Origin of the sequence: Dokdonella aquatica (assembly GCF_051987395.1) — a bacterium.
Classification (GTDB): domain Bacteria; phylum Pseudomonadota; class Gammaproteobacteria; order Xanthomonadales; family Rhodanobacteraceae; genus Dokdonella.
The window spans coordinates 3,923,777-3,940,477 of record NZ_CP197094.1; the positions used below are offsets into that span (position 1 = coordinate 3,923,777).

General features: G+C 65.8%; 13 protein-coding genes and 1 pseudogene. 4 read left to right on the forward strand and 10 right to left on the reverse strand.

Features of this window, described 5'->3' with window-relative positions; genetic code table 11:
- Positions 1 to 154 precede the first annotated feature (154 nt).
- Positions 155 to 448 (forward strand): annotated as a pseudogene (locus tag ACQQ2N_RS17450) (VC1465 family Xer recombination activation factor); the annotation flags it as partial.
- 135 nt (positions 449 to 583) lie between these two features.
- Here ACQQ2N_RS17450 and ACQQ2N_RS17455 read toward each other — a convergent pair.
- The 9 genes from ACQQ2N_RS17455 to ACQQ2N_RS17495 form a co-directional block, all read right to left on the reverse strand.
- A complete protein-coding gene (locus ACQQ2N_RS17455) occupies positions 584 to 2,185 on the reverse strand; it encodes a hypothetical protein (RefSeq protein WP_440222842.1) in 1,602 nt (533 codons plus the stop codon).
- A 4-nt stretch (positions 2,186 to 2,189) separates the two neighbouring features.
- Positions 2,190 to 2,543, reverse strand: a complete 354-nt coding sequence (locus ACQQ2N_RS17460; RefSeq protein ID WP_440222843.1) for a hypothetical protein — start codon at positions 2,541 to 2,543, stop codon at positions 2,190 to 2,192.
- A gap of 116 nt (positions 2,544 to 2,659) precedes the next feature.
- The gene (locus tag ACQQ2N_RS17465; RefSeq protein WP_440222844.1) at positions 2,660 to 4,222 is read right to left on the reverse strand and encodes a hypothetical protein; all 1,563 of its coding nucleotides are present in this window, start codon (positions 4,220 to 4,222) and stop codon (positions 2,660 to 2,662) included.
- A gap of 10 nt (positions 4,223 to 4,232) precedes the next feature.
- Positions 4,233 to 5,687: a hypothetical protein gene (locus ACQQ2N_RS17470; protein ID WP_440222845.1), complete on the reverse strand. Its 1,455-nt coding sequence runs from the start codon at positions 5,685 to 5,687 to the stop codon at positions 4,233 to 4,235.
- A 644-nt stretch (positions 5,688 to 6,331) separates the two neighbouring features.
- Positions 6,332 to 7,780 (reverse strand): S41 family peptidase, encoded by a 1,449-nt coding sequence (locus tag ACQQ2N_RS17475; protein WP_440222846.1) that lies wholly within the window; start codon positions 7,778 to 7,780, stop codon positions 6,332 to 6,334.
- Positions 7,781 to 7,837: 57 nt separating this feature from the next.
- Positions 7,838 to 8,929, reverse strand: coding sequence for a helix-turn-helix transcriptional regulator (locus ACQQ2N_RS17480; protein WP_440222847.1), 1,092 nt, complete (start codon positions 8,927 to 8,929; stop codon positions 7,838 to 7,840).
- A 162-nt stretch (positions 8,930 to 9,091) separates the two neighbouring features.
- Positions 9,092 to 9,490 carry an H-NS histone family protein gene (locus tag ACQQ2N_RS17485; RefSeq protein ID WP_440222848.1) on the reverse strand — a complete coding sequence of 133 codons (399 nt, stop codon included), beginning with the start codon at positions 9,488 to 9,490 and terminating at the stop codon, positions 9,092 to 9,094.
- A gap of 133 nt (positions 9,491 to 9,623) precedes the next feature.
- Positions 9,624 to 10,901 carry a sensor histidine kinase gene (locus ACQQ2N_RS17490; protein WP_440222849.1) on the reverse strand — a complete coding sequence of 426 codons (1,278 nt, stop codon included), beginning with the start codon at positions 10,899 to 10,901 and terminating at the stop codon, positions 9,624 to 9,626.
- Entirely contained in the window at positions 10,898 to 11,590 is a 693-nt protein-coding gene (locus ACQQ2N_RS17495; RefSeq protein WP_440222850.1) for a response regulator transcription factor, read from the reverse strand. Before ACQQ2N_RS17495 ends, ACQQ2N_RS17490 begins: the two co-directional genes overlap by 4 nt.
- Before the next feature lie 200 nt (positions 11,591 to 11,790).
- On the opposite strand from ACQQ2N_RS17495, the gene ACQQ2N_RS17500 reads away from it, so the two are divergent.
- From ACQQ2N_RS17500 to ACQQ2N_RS17510, 3 genes are read left to right on the forward strand one after another with little or no spacing between them, the layout of a single operon-like run.
- The gene (locus tag ACQQ2N_RS17500; RefSeq protein ID WP_440222851.1) at positions 11,791 to 12,549 is read left to right on the forward strand and encodes a phosphatase PAP2 family protein; all 759 of its coding nucleotides are present in this window, start codon (positions 11,791 to 11,793) and stop codon (positions 12,547 to 12,549) included.
- 29 nt (positions 12,550 to 12,578) lie between these two features.
- The gene (locus tag ACQQ2N_RS17505; protein ID WP_440225795.1) at positions 12,579 to 14,348 is read left to right on the forward strand and encodes a phosphoethanolamine transferase; all 1,770 of its coding nucleotides are present in this window, start codon (positions 12,579 to 12,581) and stop codon (positions 14,346 to 14,348) included.
- A complete protein-coding gene (locus tag ACQQ2N_RS17510; RefSeq protein ID WP_440222852.1) occupies positions 14,345 to 15,847 on the forward strand; it encodes an ArnT family glycosyltransferase in 1,503 nt (500 codons plus the stop codon). The genes ACQQ2N_RS17505 and ACQQ2N_RS17510 overlap by 4 nt, the downstream gene beginning before the upstream one ends.
- Before the next feature lie 42 nt (positions 15,848 to 15,889).
- On the opposite strand, the gene ACQQ2N_RS17515 is transcribed toward ACQQ2N_RS17510, so the two are convergent.
- A complete protein-coding gene (locus ACQQ2N_RS17515; protein WP_440222853.1) occupies positions 15,890 to 16,642 on the reverse strand; it encodes a glycosyltransferase family 2 protein in 753 nt (250 codons plus the stop codon).
- Positions 16,643 to 16,701: the final 59 nt, after the last annotated feature.

The following is a 16,701-nucleotide window of genomic DNA, read 5'->3' on the forward strand; positions in this document are numbered from 1 at the left end:
TGCCGTGACCTGTTGGCGAACTGTCGAAAACTGTACGAACTTCTTGGCGATGTCGATCACTGTCTCGACTTGTTGACGAACCCCAACGTCAACACCGGCCGCCACTTCGGCACCGCTTTTCTTTTAGATCAAGTGCTTACAGAGTTCGCACTTTTTGACGCTCAACACCCCGGACGGCTTCCGGGAGCTCCGTCTGAGCCTCGGCCTGAGCCAGCCGGCATGCGCCAAAGCCCTCGGCGTCTGCCTGCGCACCGTCCGACATTGGGACTGCGGCCGCAACCGCGTGCCGTGGTCGGCCGTGCGTCTGCTGCGGCTCCTGCGCGGCGGCGACCTCGGCGAGCTCTCGCCCAGGTGGACCGGCTGGCGGCTGGTCGGCGACCTCCTGGTCACGCCGGCCGGCGTCACGTTCGGTGCGCACGAGTTCAGGTGGTGGCCGCTGACGTGCCTCCGGATAAGGGCGCCGAATTCACTGCGGCTAACTCATCGTTCGGACTCTGATTTTTCGTGCTCTTCGCTGCGTCCGGGCAGGCGCTCGAAAGCAGGCGCACGGATTCGCCCGCCCCCATTGTCCGGGGGGGCGATGCTAGATGGTGGATTCGGGTACGCGCGAACGTTCCCACTGAAGCATTTTCCTCAAGCTGAGCAAAGCTGTCTCCAGCTCAGCGCGCTCCGCCAGCTTAGGCGGGTACTTCGCGAGCAACTCAGCCGATCGATCCCCCAGCAGTGTGGCCGACGTGTCTTCCACATCGCTCAACAGCGGCCGCAAGGCTTCTAGACAGGTGTTTTGTTCGTCCTTGAGGAAGGCGTCCAGCGCGGCTCCCAAGGCCGCCGGCTTGGCGCCCGATGTCCGCCATGCGTGCGACAGGTAACCATAGATCAATCGCTGTACCTGCCGAACGAATGGTTTGACAATGATGACTGTGAGGTGGTCGTAGCGGGCGTGCGACTTCATGAAGTGGAACTTGATGTCCGAATTGGCGAACACATCGCCCATTACTTTAAGGATCTCCTGTTTGCGCGTGGCATGCCCCCGGGTGCTGGACAGCGCGCAAAGCACCACCACCTTCTCCGCGGACCGAAACTCCAGCGGACGCGTGCTGACCTCGCCCCCCGACTCCACAGCCTCGAGCAAGGGACGCAACTCCGCCTCACGCAGGGGCACGGACAGCCCAACCACGCGCTGCTCATCGCCGTGAAACTCCTGAAGCTCGGGGTTGCCCAGCGCCTCCTTCATCAGCCGCCGAGCCAGGCGGCGTTGTTGGGCTTCATCCTCACCGTCCTCGGTTTCCTGGATGCCTACGCCGGCGATAAGCAGACCTCCGGAAAAGGCATTCGTCATTTCGACCGGGTCGAAGTCGGGGTGGCACTGTGCGTCCGCGCTGTTCGCGTAGGCCATGTGGAAGAAGATGCGCGCGGCGAACGAGTTAAGCAGCGCCTCTGGACGAAAGACATCCTTATGCTCATTGGGGTTGAGAAAGGCCGTGCCGGAGTTACTGATGAGCAACAAGCCGTCGGCGCGCTGCTTGGGAGGTGCGGCAAGCCACCTGACCAGGAAACGCCCTGCGTTGATGGCATGGTCCTTCTCCGCCTCCACGAACGCCGCGCCGCTGATGGTGGACGTATCTTCGGCAGGAAGTACGCCTACGACCAGGTGATGCGTTTCGCCCCCCCGCGCAATGCTCCGGTCCTTGGCGAGGAATACCAAGGTGGACCCGCTTCCGGTGCCGCCGGCCAGCGAAGAGAACCATAGGCGGAACGTCGCCGGATCGTTGGCGATCACGCTGGGCAGTGTGGCTCGAAGCGAGATGGCTTCTGCGACGATTCCGTAATCACACCCGGAGCCGTGATCGCCCAGTTCGTGGCGCTGCCCGGGGAACGCGAAGGCGGTCGCGTCCTTGCTCTGCGCGGCAATCGCGATGGATTGCGCGATCTCGTTCTCGTGATCGGAATCGAAGAACCCGTAGGTCACGTTCAAGGGGACCACGCGTTCGCCGAACATCTCATTGAGATAGTCTCGAACGCGCAACGCAACTATCCGGCGCACGCGCTCCAGCCGGTTGCCACCGGGCATCCGCAGTTCGTATGACAGCGGGTAGCCGCAACTGGTGGCGAAGAAGTCGTAGCACATCCGGGAGCCGCACTTGCCGAATCCCAACACCTTTGCGTCCAGTCGGTTCAGTCTCATGGGCTCATTTCCAGTTGATTGGTACGATCATGAGGAGGCTCAACGTAGTGATGAGGACAAGCGTCCCGAGGACGAGCGGCTTGGCGGCCAGTAGCTTGTCTTTGATCAGCGGGGCAGCAGCGAGCAAGAGCGCGCTCACGTGAGCGGCGAAGCGCTCGACACCCTCAAGTGGGGGGCCGGGCCAGAAGGTCACAGCCAGGCAGATCAGGCCGGCGCCCACCATGCCGAAGCCGACGTCGGCTAGCCGACGGAACCTCCACGTGGGCCCCTCCGCAGGCAATCGCCGGAAGTTCTTTCTGATCGCCAGTCCCCACACGATCACCGCAATGGCGAGCAATACACGAAGTGCCACTTCCACCGTCCTACCCCCCAACTCACTGCTTGCCCAAGCTCTAGAGTGATCGAGCTGCGCAACCACTCCACAGCTCCGCCCCCCCCGACTTCAGTAGCGGAGCTGTTTGGGGTCCATGTTCGCTAGATGAGACCTGGGAAGGGGATCGGGCGCCCCAATGCGACAGCGGCAATGTTGGCCGCCGCCTTCTTCTCACGCAGAGTCTGCTCGGCTATGAAGACGGCGTCCTCGTCATCACTGAGCAGTGCCGCGTCAAGCGCTCGCTGGGCTGCCGCCACAGCATTCATGGCGGTAAGGTACGTGCTGTCCGCAGGCGTCCACTCAGGCGCAGAGAGCTGGGTAGCCAACGCTTCCCCATACGCCGCTCCCCGGGTCTTGAGGGAGGTCGCAATCGCCTTTAAGAACTTGTTCTCGTCGCGCACGAGGGTAAAGCGCACCTGCACATTGGTGGTGCCAAGCTCCCGACTAAGGAAGTCGGCGTGGGGGAGACAGCCGGGAATTGTTGCTCCGTCCTCGCCCACCGTATCTTTGCAGGTGTTCGACGTAATGAAGCCTGCGCGGTACCCGTCAAGGGTCGCCATTGCGCGCCTGGAATCCACAACGCTCTCCTCAAGCGTGCGCCGCGCCCTGCGCTGTTCTTGCGTTTCCTTGGCTGAGCCCTTGGGGTCTTTCGTGGCCCCTTTTCGCGCATCATTCATGACCTGCAAGTCTTCTTCTGCGCCGCGCAGTTTGCGCTTCTCGGTGAGCCACTGAGAGTAGTAGGTGGCCAACGTCTGAGCGGCGTTAGACGCGCTGCCGTCGAGGGGACGCATCGGCATGACCGGACTCACGAACTCGATCAACTGTGCGGGGTTCATGGACTCGCCTGGCGCAACCCGAGGAAGCTGGATCCTTGCCAGCGCAAAGGGAGACGGGCCTGCTGTCCCATTGGCCGGCGCGCCAGGCGTCGCAAACGCCATATGGATCTCCGCTGGAAGTGGCTTACCAGGAATCCCCTTCAACGCATGGCGATACCAAACCAAGGTCGGGCGGACCACAAAGCCGTCCGGTCGGGCCTGTAGCTCGGCCTCTACATACACGTCAGGGCTATTGGGAAGATTCCTGTTAGTCCACTCCGCACTGTATGTAGCGTGCGTCTTGGTATCCGAGAGATTGAGTCGGTCAAGCTCCTCGGGACTCGGAAAGGCCACCGCCGGAGGCGGGTTCGAAGTGGCGTTTGCAGTGTTCTTCTGCGGCATTGAACTGGAGTAAGAAATCACAACACAGTGAACGGATTCAGCGGCGGCTACTTCGGGATTGGGCATCGCCGGTCTGACTGTAGCGACCGGTGCTTCGTGTTCTCCCCAAGCGCGTGCTTGTTTCACCATATAATCGTAGAAGTACAGATTCGCCTGCGCTGATACGTTGAATCCCTTTTCCTTGGATGCCTCCTCAAGCGCCTCTGCGAGTGCAGCGAATCCAGCACCCACGACGTCACCCGCAATGCCTGCAGCCAGTGCTACCCCAGCGGCCCCAAGGGCTGACTCTCCAGACTTGGCAGGCTTGTCATAAGAAGGCGCCAAAGGACAGGATGTTAGTACCTTGGCGACGGCATGAAAATCCACCTCGGCTCGATTGGTCTGCCCGAAGGCTGGCGAGACAGCCACGAGAATGGCGATGACTGAAAAGATACACCTTGGAAACATCGGGCATCTCCTACTTGAGCAGTGGAATCCTGGATCCTGAAAAGGCCATGGTGGTGTCATCTGACACGACCCCACAGCGGGCATCCGGATGGATCGGGGCGCTGACCAAGCCAAGAACTACAAGGGGTTGGCGCTCAGAGAAAATCGGCGAGCCGGAGTATCCAGGGGTGGTCTGGCATTGAAAGGGGGTGCAGCCGGATGAGGACGACAGCACGTGGCAAAGTCCTGGTTTGGACCAGCGCAGCGCCTGGTACCAGGTAGGCACCGCTGCAGAGAGGAAGCCAGCAGACGCGTCAGCGGAGCGGGACCGGTTGAAATGCTGGAAGTGCCCAAGGATCACCGCGCGCTCTCGTCCTCGGGGGTCACGGAACACGATGTCGGGCAGGAGTAGCTCGTCGGACGCCTCGAAGTCGAGCACGACCCCATCGGTCGCAGACATGATTGGCTCGGAGACAGGATCAATGGTCTTGTAGATCAGCTTGTAGCCAAGCCCTGCAACGTCGCTGACCTGACGGACATACGCCCTTCCCTCCTTCAAGGCTGTCTTCGCCCCATAGCTACTGAAGCAATGCCGCGCGGTCGCAACACGTTTGCCAGGCCGCAGCAGGCCACCACAAATGTGCTGCCGGGCGTCGCCTTCAACGATCTCAATGACCGCAATGGCACGCCGTGCATCATCAGGTGGCAAGAACACTGCTGGAAGATCCACCGGTTTCGAATCAATCGGCAGCCCGCTGGAGATCGGAAGGGAAACCAAACACGCGTCGTCGAAGGCGGAACCGGTAGCTTTGCAATCCTTCTTGCATTGCCCTTCCACCGCTGCTTTGTATGAGGCAGCGGCCGGCCCGCACTGATCGAGATGAGGCTCAAGATCGGCAATTGTCTGCCTCTCCTCTGGGACGCCTCTTTTTATCAAGCAGGCGTTGAATCCGGGGCTGCCCTTCTTCGCCACTGCAGCGCAGTCCGCTTCAGCCTGTCGAATTTTCGCGATTGTCAGGTTCATGCTGTATCTCGGGTCGCGAACCTGCAGAAGGTAGAGCTCCTCGTTGTGGATCCCGGATGACTCCAGCCCCCCGATCAACTTTGCGATTCGCTCTTCTAGAGGAGCGGGCTCGATGCCTTCTACGGGGAGTCTTTCCTGAGAGCTGGCAAGCATTTCAGCTAAGGAACCTTCCGACAGGCGACGTGCATCTGCAGATCGGCGCAGCAGCCCTTCGATAAGGGCTCGGCGCTCGACTATGAATTTGCCGTCGCTGCGTAGGCGCCATGCGTTGAAGAGCGCCAGCACGGGAGCCATGGCAGGATCGCTTGGATCGACCACTAGCGGGTCGTTGGGTACGTCATGGGGGTGCATCTCTTGGCCGAAAACTGGGCCAGCAAGAATGGACATCATGATCGAAACGCCGAATGCTGTTGCCAGCATGCAAGTACGCGCTGCCACAACAATGTCGCGAAGATTGCGCATCGATTTCACCTGTGCGGCGATGGTGCAGTAAAGTTCGCCGCAGCAGCGATAGCGCTGGCGCGTTGCTTGTGCCGTACGGCACAGTGGCCGTTGCGCTCATAGGCACTGCGCTGAAATCCTGCGGTAGTCGCCAGGGCAGTCACCTTGATGAAGGTGCATGACATTTGCTGGTCGTTCGCTCCCCGCTTCACGCTGTAGGACTCGCATGCGCCTAGGAAGAGCGTGAGGAAAACTGTAATCGCGGGGCGCAGCAGACCCCGATGACAATGCCGGTGCATCGCCCCCCCCCGCCCGCGGGGGATAAAAAGCGTAGTGATGTAGTGAAGTCTCAAATCCCAAACGAGAAAACATGCCCATCGGTGACGAAGTCCTAAAGTTGCCGCCCGATCACCCTGGTCGATGGTGGCCTCCGCCCTACCTGCTATAGCCTCCTGTCACGGCGGTAGGTTTTACTAAAGCGTGATCAAATCTACGCTTTGATGTTCAGCTTTCAACCTGTCAATTCTTACAGCTATCATTGCGTTAATTTTTGTGATAGGCGAGGCCTTGATTCTGGTCTGGTAGGAAAAAATCGACCGTCCCACGAAGCTCGCAAGGGCTCTTTCGCAGACGTCGCTGCCTTTGCTCTCTTTACTGGCGCGCTCTCAGCCGCGCCCCATGATCCACCCCGCCGCCGCAGTCATCGGCCGATCGAAGCCGGCACCAATGTCCGCGGCCGTCACCGTCGCGCGCACATCGGGAGCGATGCCCGCGTCCGGCGGGCTGCCGGGCGGGAAGTAGCCGATCAGTGGCAGATCGAACTCGAGGCCGCTCGCGGGAAGCCTGACGAAGAAGAAGCAGCCGCCGTTGATGCCGCGGCGGTTGCCGCCGGTGGGTTCGCCGAACAGGCGGATGCGGCCGCTGAGCTTGGCCTTGGCGGCGAACTGGAACGTGGCCGAGCTGTTGACGGGGCCGATCAGGGCCGCGACCGGCAGGGTCAGGCGTGGTGCGATCGGCTGGATCGCGTCGTTGCCGCGTTTGCCGGCCAGTCGCAGGAAGCCGCCGCCGATCGGTTCGGCGCCGACACCGAGGGTGCGGAAGCTGTCGTCCCAGGTGTCGAGGTGGCGATCGATCGCGGCGGGTGTCCTCGTGAAGCGCACGCGGCGTTCGGCGCCCTCCTCCACCAGCGGACGGTCGATGAGCCTGGCGAGGATCGGATCACCGCAGTCTTGGCCGCCCTCGTTGTCGCGCAGGTCGATGATCAGGCCTTTCGCGTCATTCAGGCTCGCGAGACGGTCGTCGAGCCAGCGCCGCCAGTCCCAGGTGCTGTCGTAGAGTGCCCAGCCCGGCATGGTCAGCAGCGCGATGCCGTCCGGACGCATCGTCCACGTCCACACGGGCTGGTCGCCCCGGTAGTCGCGCGGTGTCATCTGCGCTTGGCGCGTGGCCAGATCGATCGCGGGCAGCTCGCGTGAGTGCTCGCGTCCGTCGGGTGTACGCAGTGCGAGGCGATGCACGCCGCCCTCGGGAGCACCGTAGACGAGGCCATGGAACACATCGAAGGTTTCGATCGTGTCGCCACCGGACACGCCGAGCAGCGAGACGCGCTTGGCATCGTTGTGCCCGTCGGCACGGGCGTACGGCATCAGGCTGGCGAGCATTCGCGCGGCGCGGACGCCGTTGACAGACGTGACCTCGGTTCCCGGCGCGAGGCCGTGACCGCCCGGGTCGCCGGTCACGATCATGCGGTCGCCGATCCAGCGGAAATGGAACGGCAGCCGGGTCCGGCCCGCGAACAGGTCGGCCACGACGGCCTTCTTCTGGTTGAAGAAATTGGCGTAGCTGTGCCCGCACAGGATCGTGGCGAGGAATCGCGACAGCACGAGGTAGCGCTGGGCCGATGTCGGCGCCGCGACGAACGCGCGTTCGAGACGCTCGATGCGCGCCTCCACCTCGGGTGGGCTGGCGTAGCGGTACAGGCCGGGATGCAGCGCGAGGGCTTGTCGCAGGATCGCGATGTCGCCTTTGAGGTCGGCTGCGGTGGCGGACTGTGCCGCGCAGGTGGCGTAGGCACCGAGTGCCGCGAGGGTGGCGAGGAAGCGTCGTCTGTTCATGCGGCCAGCCTAGTCGGCCATGCGGAACGACGCGTCCCGGATCACGAAAAACGAGGATTATTCAGGATGTGAGACGCGGCGATACGCCGTGGGGCTTTGGCCGAAGCGCGCCTGGAAGGCCCGGTTGAAGCTCGCCTTGGAGGCGAACCCTGCCTCGAGGGCGAGATCGAGCACGGACCGGCGGTCGCCGCCACGCAAGGCCGCCGCGACCGTCTCGCTGCGGATCGCGTTGACGAAAGCCGAGAAGCCCGTGCCCAGGCCTTCGTTGAGGGCACGCGAGAGGTAGCTCGTGTTGGTGCCGAGATGGCGCGCCATCGTGGCCAGGCTGAGGTCCGGGTCACGCGCCCAACCTTCCGCCCTCACCCGTGCGGCCCATTCTTCTCCGAGCGCGGTCCAGTCGCGGGCCGGGATCGGCTCGGCGGGCGTGTCGTCGAGAACCGGAAACGGCAGCGCGGCATGGCGCCAGCCTTCCACCGCGAGGTAGAGCGCGAACGCGGCGATGGCGAGGTACAAGCCCATCAGGTTGCGGTAGCCGAGCGGCGCGATCGCGTCCCACACCGCGTAGGTCGCCCAGATCGGCAGCAGCACGAGCGCGGCGCCGATGGCACGGCTGAGCCAGGCCGCCGCAAAACGGGTGTCATCGCTGCGTTGTCCGGCCAGCGATTCGCGGTAGCGCCTCAGCAACCGCAGCGAGGCCAGGCCGTACCAGGCCAGCCCTGCCACGGTTCCGATGCCGGCGATGACGCCGTAGGTCGACATCGCACGGTCCGCCCATGCATCCTTGAGCGGCATCGGCAGCACGAACCCGGCGGCGAGGAACAGGACCTGCGCGGTGGCCGGCATCAGATGGCGCCAAGCCAAAGGTGGCCATCGCCTCTCGACCAGCGCGGTCGCATACAGCCAGAGCAGTGGCGCCACCGCGAGCGTGATCGCGAACGGTGCGAAAGTCAGCCAGCGCCAGCGGTCGTAGAAGCCGGCGAACCCGATGGTCCAGGGCATGAGGATGCCCACGAGCACGATCAGCAGCAGCGCCAGCGTCCTGTTGGCGCGCCGGTTCACGATCGGGCGCGTCAGCGCGACGGCGATCGCGAGGATCTGCACGATCGCGACCGTCAGCACCGCCGTACGCCAGCCGAAGCTCAAGTCCATTCGTCGTATCGTCTTGCCCGGTTCGGGCATGGCCCGGTCAAGGATCCGAGGGGCGAGACGTCCCCCTCCACACGATGCGGTCGCTATGCGAGAAGCGACCGCCCGCCGTTCGGAACAGGCTTACGTGCCGGATTCACGATGCCGAGGTGGAGCGATTCCGGATCACCCCGGAAACTTCGGAAACTTCTCGTCCGGATGCGCGGCCTTCCACTGGTTGTAGGCGGCAGTGCCCTCCCAGGCGGCGAAGGCACGCGGGGTGCGGCCACGGCCGGTCCAGGTCTCGCCGTTGTGCGGCAGCCAGTATTTCGGGGCGACCGACTTCTTGTCCGCAGCGGCCGGCTTGCTGCTGGCGGCGGATTCGGGGCGGACCGCAGCGACGATCTCGGCCTTCTGCTTCGCCGTGAAATGCGGACCGAACGCGTTGATGCGCTCCATCACCTCGAGGAATGCGTCGGCGGCGTGACTCTGGCGCAGTTCGGCTTCCTGCTGCTCCAGCTGGCGGAGTTCTTCGGCGAGCTTGGACTTCGCGGCGGCGAGGGAGTCGAGGGTGGGCTTGCTCATGAAGCGCGGGACCTTGGTTGGGGGAGTGGAGCCGTACAGTCTAGCTGACCGCCCCGTCGACCGTCGGGAGGGCACTGTGCGCAGGAGCACAGCTCCCTGCCCTCGGGCTGTCGCACTATGTCCGGGGCTCGGGTCAGGACACGGCGTTCCGCATCGCGAGCGTCGCCACGGTGCCCTGTCCCTGCGTCGAGGTGACGTCGAGCTTCCAGTCGAGGTGTTCGCAGAGCCGCGACAGGAACGACAGGCCGATACCGGCGCCGTCGCGGCTCGAACCGCGCGCGAGGCGTGCGTACACGGCCGCGATCTCCTCGGGCGACATGCCGTGCCCGGGGTCCTCGATGACGACGGTCGCGGGCGCCTGCACGGTGATCGTGATCGTGCCGCGATCGCTGTTCTCGATCGCGTTGCGCAGCAGGTTGCCGATCGCGGATTGCACGATGGCCAGCGGAGCGACGACGGCCTCGTCGCCGCTGGCCACGAACGTGATCGACAGATCCTTGTCGCGCATGAGGTGGCGATGATCCTCGATGATCTCGGGAATCAGCTCCGACACGACGACGCGATCGTGCGTCCTGGCCAGGCGAGCAGGATCCTTGGCGAGCACGAGCAACAGCGTGATGAGCTGCTCGACCTCACGGGTCGTGCGCTGGATGCGCGACAGCTGGCCATGCACCGCAGGCGGTACGTCCGGTTGCTGTAGTGCGATCGAACTCGCGCCGGCGATGACCGCGATCGGCGTTCGCAGCTCGTGGCTGGCGCTGTCGATGAACGCGCGTTCGCGCTCGACGAAACGCTCGTGCCGCTGCAGGTAGTCGTTGAGCGCGCCGGTGATCGTCTCGATCTCCGCACTGGTCGGGCCGTCCACCTGGATGCGCTGGCCCGCCGCGTGCGGGCGCAGCTCGCCGATCTTCTGTGCGAGTTCGGTGACGGGCTGAACGAGCCGGTTGGCGCTGTAGGCGACCGCGATACCGAGCAGGGCGATCATCGCGAGTGCGGAGCCGATCACGCCGAAACCGAGGTCCATCTCGTTCTGCTCGAGATCGGTGATGTCGAGCGCGAGCCCGACGCGTCGGCCGTCGATGTCGCGCAGGAGCACGACCTGCTGCACGCCGCCGACCATGATCTCGTCGTGCACGCCGGGCGACAGGCCGCGCAGTTCCACCGGGATGCCGGCGGGATCGCGCTCGTCGTAGTAGGCGAGCGTGCTCGTGTTGTCCCAGTGGTAGTCCGGTTCGCGCGCCATGCGCTCGAGCACGAAATCGAGTTCGGAATCGAGCAGCGTCGTCCAGACCAGCGCCTCGGCATGTTCGTTGACGACGAAGCCGTGGATGCCGACCGCGAGCGACAGCAGCGCGACATAGGCCAGCAAGCCACCGATCAGGCGCCTGCGCAGGCTCGGTACCGAGCTCACGATGTTGCCCCGGCGTCCGCAGGCGGTGCGATGCGGTAGCCAACGCGCGGCAGCGTCTGGATCAGCTTGACGGGGAACGGACCGTCAACACTCTGCCGCAGTTCGTAGACATGCGAACGCAGCATGTCGCCGTCGGGCGGCGAATCGCCCCACAGCGCGTGCTCCATGCGTTCGCGCGTGACCGCGGCAGGACTCGCCTGCATGAGCACCTCGAGCAGCTTGCGGCATGCCGGATACAGATGCAGCCTGCGCCCCGCGCGGCTGGCCTCGAGCGACGAGAGGTCCAGGCGCAGGTCGGCGACTTCGAGCACGCGTGAGCGGCCACGTCCGGTCGCGCGTGCGACGATCGCTTCGAGGCGCACCTCGAGCTCGGGAAGATCGAACGGCTTGGTCAGATAATCGTCCGCGCCGGCGCGGAAACCCGCGATCTTGTCGGGCAGATCGTCACGGGCCGTGAGCATGAGCACGGGCACGCCCTGCCCCGCCTCACGCAGCGCATGCAGCACCTGCGGCCCGTCCATGCGCGGGAGCATCCAGTCCAGCACGATCGCGTCGTAGGCCTGTGTCGTCGCGAGGTGCAGGCCGGTGCGGCCGTCCGGCGCGGCGTCGAGCACGTGGCCGCGTGCTTCGAAATACTCGAAGAGGTTCGCCACCAGGCTGCGGTTGTCTTCGACGACGAGCAGGCGCATCGCGCATCTCGGAAGGAACGGGACGTCAGTCTGCACCAGGTGAGGTCGGAAGATGGTCGAAGTCCCGGCCCGGGTATCACCTCGATCCATCGAGCAACGGTTCGGCGGGTGGCTTAACGCGTCCGCAACACCGCTCCCACCGTTCTCCGACGGTCGCCTGACGAGGATGCGCGCCATTCCCGCAGGCCCACGGCGCGCCGATGACGTCCCTTCCCCTCCCCGAGCCCGTCGCGGCCGTTCCCCGTGGCCTCGACGTGCGCGTCCCGCGCGTGAAGGCGAAGACCTCGTCGATGCTCATCGTGGCACCGACGATGCTGTTGCTGGCAGCGGCCGCGGCGACGGCAGGTTCCGGCCTCGACACGTGGGTCGCCGATCGGCTCTACGCCTGGCAAGGCGGTACCTGGGCGTTGCGCGACGCGTTCCTGACCTCGCGCATCGCCCACGAAGCCGGGCGTGACCTCAGCACGCTCGCGTGGCTCGGCGTGTTCGCCGCATGGCTCGCGACATGGTGGCGTGCCGGCATGCGCCACCTGCGTGCCCCGCTGATGTGGCTGCTGCTGACGACGCTGGTCGCGTCCCTGCTCGTGGCATGGACGAAGTCGCTGACCAACATGGACTGCCCCTGGGACCTGCTCCGCTACGGCGGCGATCGACCGTTCATCGGCCTGTTCACGGCGCGTCCCGACGGCATGCCGCGCGGCGTGTGCTTCCCGGCCGGACACGCGAGCAGCGGCTATGCGTGGCTGTCGCTCGTGTTCTTCCTCGGCGAGATGCGACCGCGCTGGAAGACCGCCGGGCTCGCCCTCGTCGTTGCGGCCGGGCTCGTCTTCGGCATCGCGCAGCAGCTGCGTGGTGCGCACTTCCTCTCCCATGACCTCGTCACCGCGGCGCTGTGCTGGTGCGTGGCGGCGGCGTCGTGGCGCTTCACGTGGCCGCGCCGCACGGAGGTCCGTTCGTGAGCGCGTGGATCGAATCGGAGTCGAACCGCATGCCGAGCCCGTGGAAAGCGCTGGCCTCGCGCCTCGCATGGCGCCCCGAACTGTCGATCGAGCAGCTCGCACTGCTGGTCAGCGTCTACTTCGCGCTGTTCTGCAACGCGACGTTCTTCCGCGCGGTCGAGGGTACCGGCGCACTCGACGGTCCGCGCGGCCTGCTGTTCATGGGCTGCCTGTTCGTCGCGATCGCGGCGATCAACCAGGTCCTGCTCTGCCTCGTGCTGAGCCGTCCGCTGGCCAAGCCCGCACTCACCGCGATCCTCATCGCGACGGCGCTCGCCGTGCATTTCATGGGGGCGTACACGATCTATCTCGACACCGACATGCTCCGCAACATCCTGCACACGGACGGCAAGGAGTCGTCGGAGCTCGTGACCTGGGGGCTGGTCGGTCCCGTGTTGCTGTTCGGCGTGCTGCCGTCGATCGCGGTCTGGCGCGTACGCCTGCGCAAGCGCCCGTTCGCGCGCGCGGCGCTCGCCCGCAGCCTGTGGGTGGCCGGATCGTTCGCGGTCGCGGCGATCGCCGGACTCGTCTCGTTCCAGGACCTGTCGGCGCTCATGCGCAACCACAAACCGGTGCGCTACCTCGTGACACCGGCGAACTACATGGTCTCGCTCGCCAACGTCGCCCTCGACGAGGGCAAGACGATCCAGCGCACGAAGGAGCCCGTCGGTATCGATGCCGTGCTCGCCGCGCGGCCCGCGGGAGCGAAGCCGCGGCTGCTCGTGCTCGTGATCGGCGAGACCGTGCGCGCACAGAACTGGGGCCTCAACGGCTATGCGCGGCAGACGACGCCGCAGCTCGCCGCGCGCGACGACGTGATCAACTTTCCCGACGTGACCGCGTGCGGATCGAGCACCGAAGTCTCGCTGCCGTGCATGTTCTCGCCGTACGGCCGCCGCGACTACGACGCGGACCGCATCAAGCATTCCGAATCGCTGCTGCACGTGCTCGAGCGTGCCGGCGTCGCCACGCTGTGGCGCGACAACCAGACCGGCTGCAAGGGCGTCTGCGAGGGGCTCGCGTTCGCATCGTACGAACATGCCACCGATCCCGCGTTCTGCGACGACGAGCGCTGCCTCGACACCGTCCTGCTCGACGACCTGAAAGCCACCGTCTCGGCGCACGCCGGCGACGTCGTCATGGTGCTGCACCAGCTCGGCAACCACGGACCGAGCTACTACCGGCGCTACCCCGACGACATGCGGCGCTTCACGCCGGCCTGCGAGACGCCCGAACTCGGCCGCTGCACGCGTGAATCGATCACCAATGCCTACGACAACGCGATCCTCGCGACGGACGACCTGCTCGCGCGCACGATCGCGTTGCTGTCGACCTGGCACGATCGCGACACGGCGCTGTTCTACGTCTCCGACCACGGCGAATCGCTCGGCGAGAACGGCCTTTACCTGCACGGTGTGCCGTACGCGATCGCGCCGGACACGCAGACGCGCGTGCCGATGCTCGCGTGGTTCTCGCCGGCGTTCGCGGCTGCCCAGGGCCTCGACACGGCCTGCGTGCGCGAGGCCGCGGCACGACCCGCGAGCCATGACAACCTGTTCCCGTCGGTGCTCGGCCTCATGCAGGTACGCACCGCGGCACGCGACGAAAGCCACGATCTGTTCGCGGCCTGCACGCGACCGGGCAACGTGCGGCGCCCCGATGCGCACGGGCTCGACGCGGCAGGCCGCATCGCCGCGACGACGCCGCCCCGGAAGGAAGTCACCGGAACGACCGGCGGCACCGCGGCGACGTCGCGGTGATCGCCGCGATCCTGCGCGAGCGCGCCCTGTGGGTGACGGTCGCGGTGGCCTGCCTCGTGTTCGGCATGCTCGGCACGCGCGGCATCTGGGATCCCGACGAAGGCCGCTACACGAACGTCGCGCTCACGATGCTCGACAGCGGCGACTGGATCCACCCCAGGCGCAACGAGGACACGGGGCACTGGACCAAGCCGCCGCTGGCCTACTGGGCCATCGCGGCGAGCGTCTCGGCGCTCGGCGAGCACGCGTTCGCGGCACGCCTGCCGGCGGCACTGTCCTACCTCGCCTGTATCCTCCTCGTGGCCCGGCTCGCACGACGGCTCGCGCCGGGCCAGGAACGCCTCGCCGCGATGGTCTACGCGACGATGCTGCTGCCGGTCGGCGCCTCGCAGCTCATCACGACGGACTTCATACTCGCCGCGCTGCAGACGCTCGCGGTCACCGCGTACGTGGAATCGCGGCATGCGCAGCGTGGACAGGCACGCCTCTGGATCGTCGCGATGTGGTTCGCGTTCGGGCTCGGCTTCCTCACCAAGGGACCGCCGGCACTGCTCGCGCTGCTGGCGATCGCGGTGTACGAACGCCTCGTCCGCGACGCCGCACGGCCCGGCATATGGTCGCCATGGGGCGTGCTCGTCTTCCTCGCGACCGCCCTGCCCTGGTACGTCACGGTCGTCACCACCACGCCGGGCCTACTGGACTACTTCCTCGGCACCGAGGTGGTCGAGCGCATCGCCGGCAGCGGCTCGGGACGCCATCCCGAGTGGTACGGCTGGCTGCAGGTCTACGTGCCGACGCTCGTGATCGGCACGATGCCGTGGATCGCCGACGTCGCGCGATGGTGCGCGACGCTGCCGTCGGGCTTCGGTCGATGGCGCGATGCGGCGACACGGCGTGACGATGCGCATCGGCTGTTCCTCGCGTTGTGGATCCTGGTCCCGCTCGCGGTGTTCTGCCTGGCGCGATCGAGGCTTCCGCTGTACCTGCTGCCGCTGTTCGCGCCGCTGGCGCTCGTGGTCACGATGGAGCGCCAGCGTCGTGCCGCGCCGACAACTTCGAGGCGCATGCTCGTGGCGTGGCTGGTCGGCCTGTTCGCGCTCAAGGCGATCGCGGCCTCCTGGTCCACGCACAAGAATGCCGACGAGTGGGCCACCGCGATCGCCGGGAGGGCACCATGGCCCGTGCACGAGGTCGTGTTCGTCGAGGACATGGCCCGCTACGGGCTGCACCTGCACCTCGGCGCCGAGATCGAGAAGGTGTCGATCGACGTGCGTGACGGCCGCCGCTTCAATCCCGAGTTCGACGAAGGCCTCGAGACCGAGCTCGCCGACAGCGAGGACGGCGTCGTGTTCGTCTGCAAGTCCGACGCGTGGGAGGCGATCAACGCACGCATCGCCTCGCACGGCTACACGACGACGGTCCTCGGCGAGCCGTTCCACGGACGCGTGATCTTCCGCGTCGAGAACGACGGCGTCGCCGGGAACGACATCGGCCGCTGACATTCCGCGCTACTGCAGCCGACGCGCTGTGGTGTCGCGTTCTCAGGACTCGGTCACGCGCGTGCCGCGGTAGCGCTTCTGCAGCCACATCACGCCGCGCAGGTCGCTGATCCCGACCCAGAGCCGGTCCAGCGTGCCGTACTTGGAACGGCCGGCCACGCGCGGCCGATGGTTGACCGGGACATGCATGACTTCGGCACCGGTCCTGCGCACGAGGGCGGGAAGGAAGCGGTGCATGTGGTCGAAGTACGGCAGCTCGATGAACACGCTGCGCGTGAACAGCTTGAGTCCGCAGCCGCTGTCGGGCGTGAGGTCGTCGAGCAGCCAACCGCGGACGCCGTTGGCGATCTTCGAGGCCCATCGCTTGGCGACGCCGTCGCGCCGACGCGTGCGCACACCGGCCACGAGGCGCACGAACGCCGGCAAGGCATCGCGCTGGTCGAGCATGCGCGGAATATCGGCCGGATCGTTCTGGCCGTCGCCGTCGAGTGTGGCGATCCATTCGGAACGGGCCGCCAGCACACCCGAGCGGATCGCCATGCTCTGGCCCGCGTTGCGGCTGTGGCGCAGGACCCGCAGTTCGGGAACACGTGCCTTGAGCGAGGCGAGCACCGCCGCCGTCCCGTCCGTGCTCGCGTCATCGACCACGATCACCTCGAACGTGGTGCGCCGACGCAAGGCCTCGACGACTTCGTCCACGAGCGACGCGATCGCGTCGGCTTCGTCGTGGACCGGGATGACGATGCTCAGTTCGGGCCAGGGATCGGCGGTCGCCGGGACGTGCGTTGAAATCATGTCGTGTGACGCGCAGGCGGCATGCCGCGGAGCGATCGAGCATGGGCGGCGCGATGTCG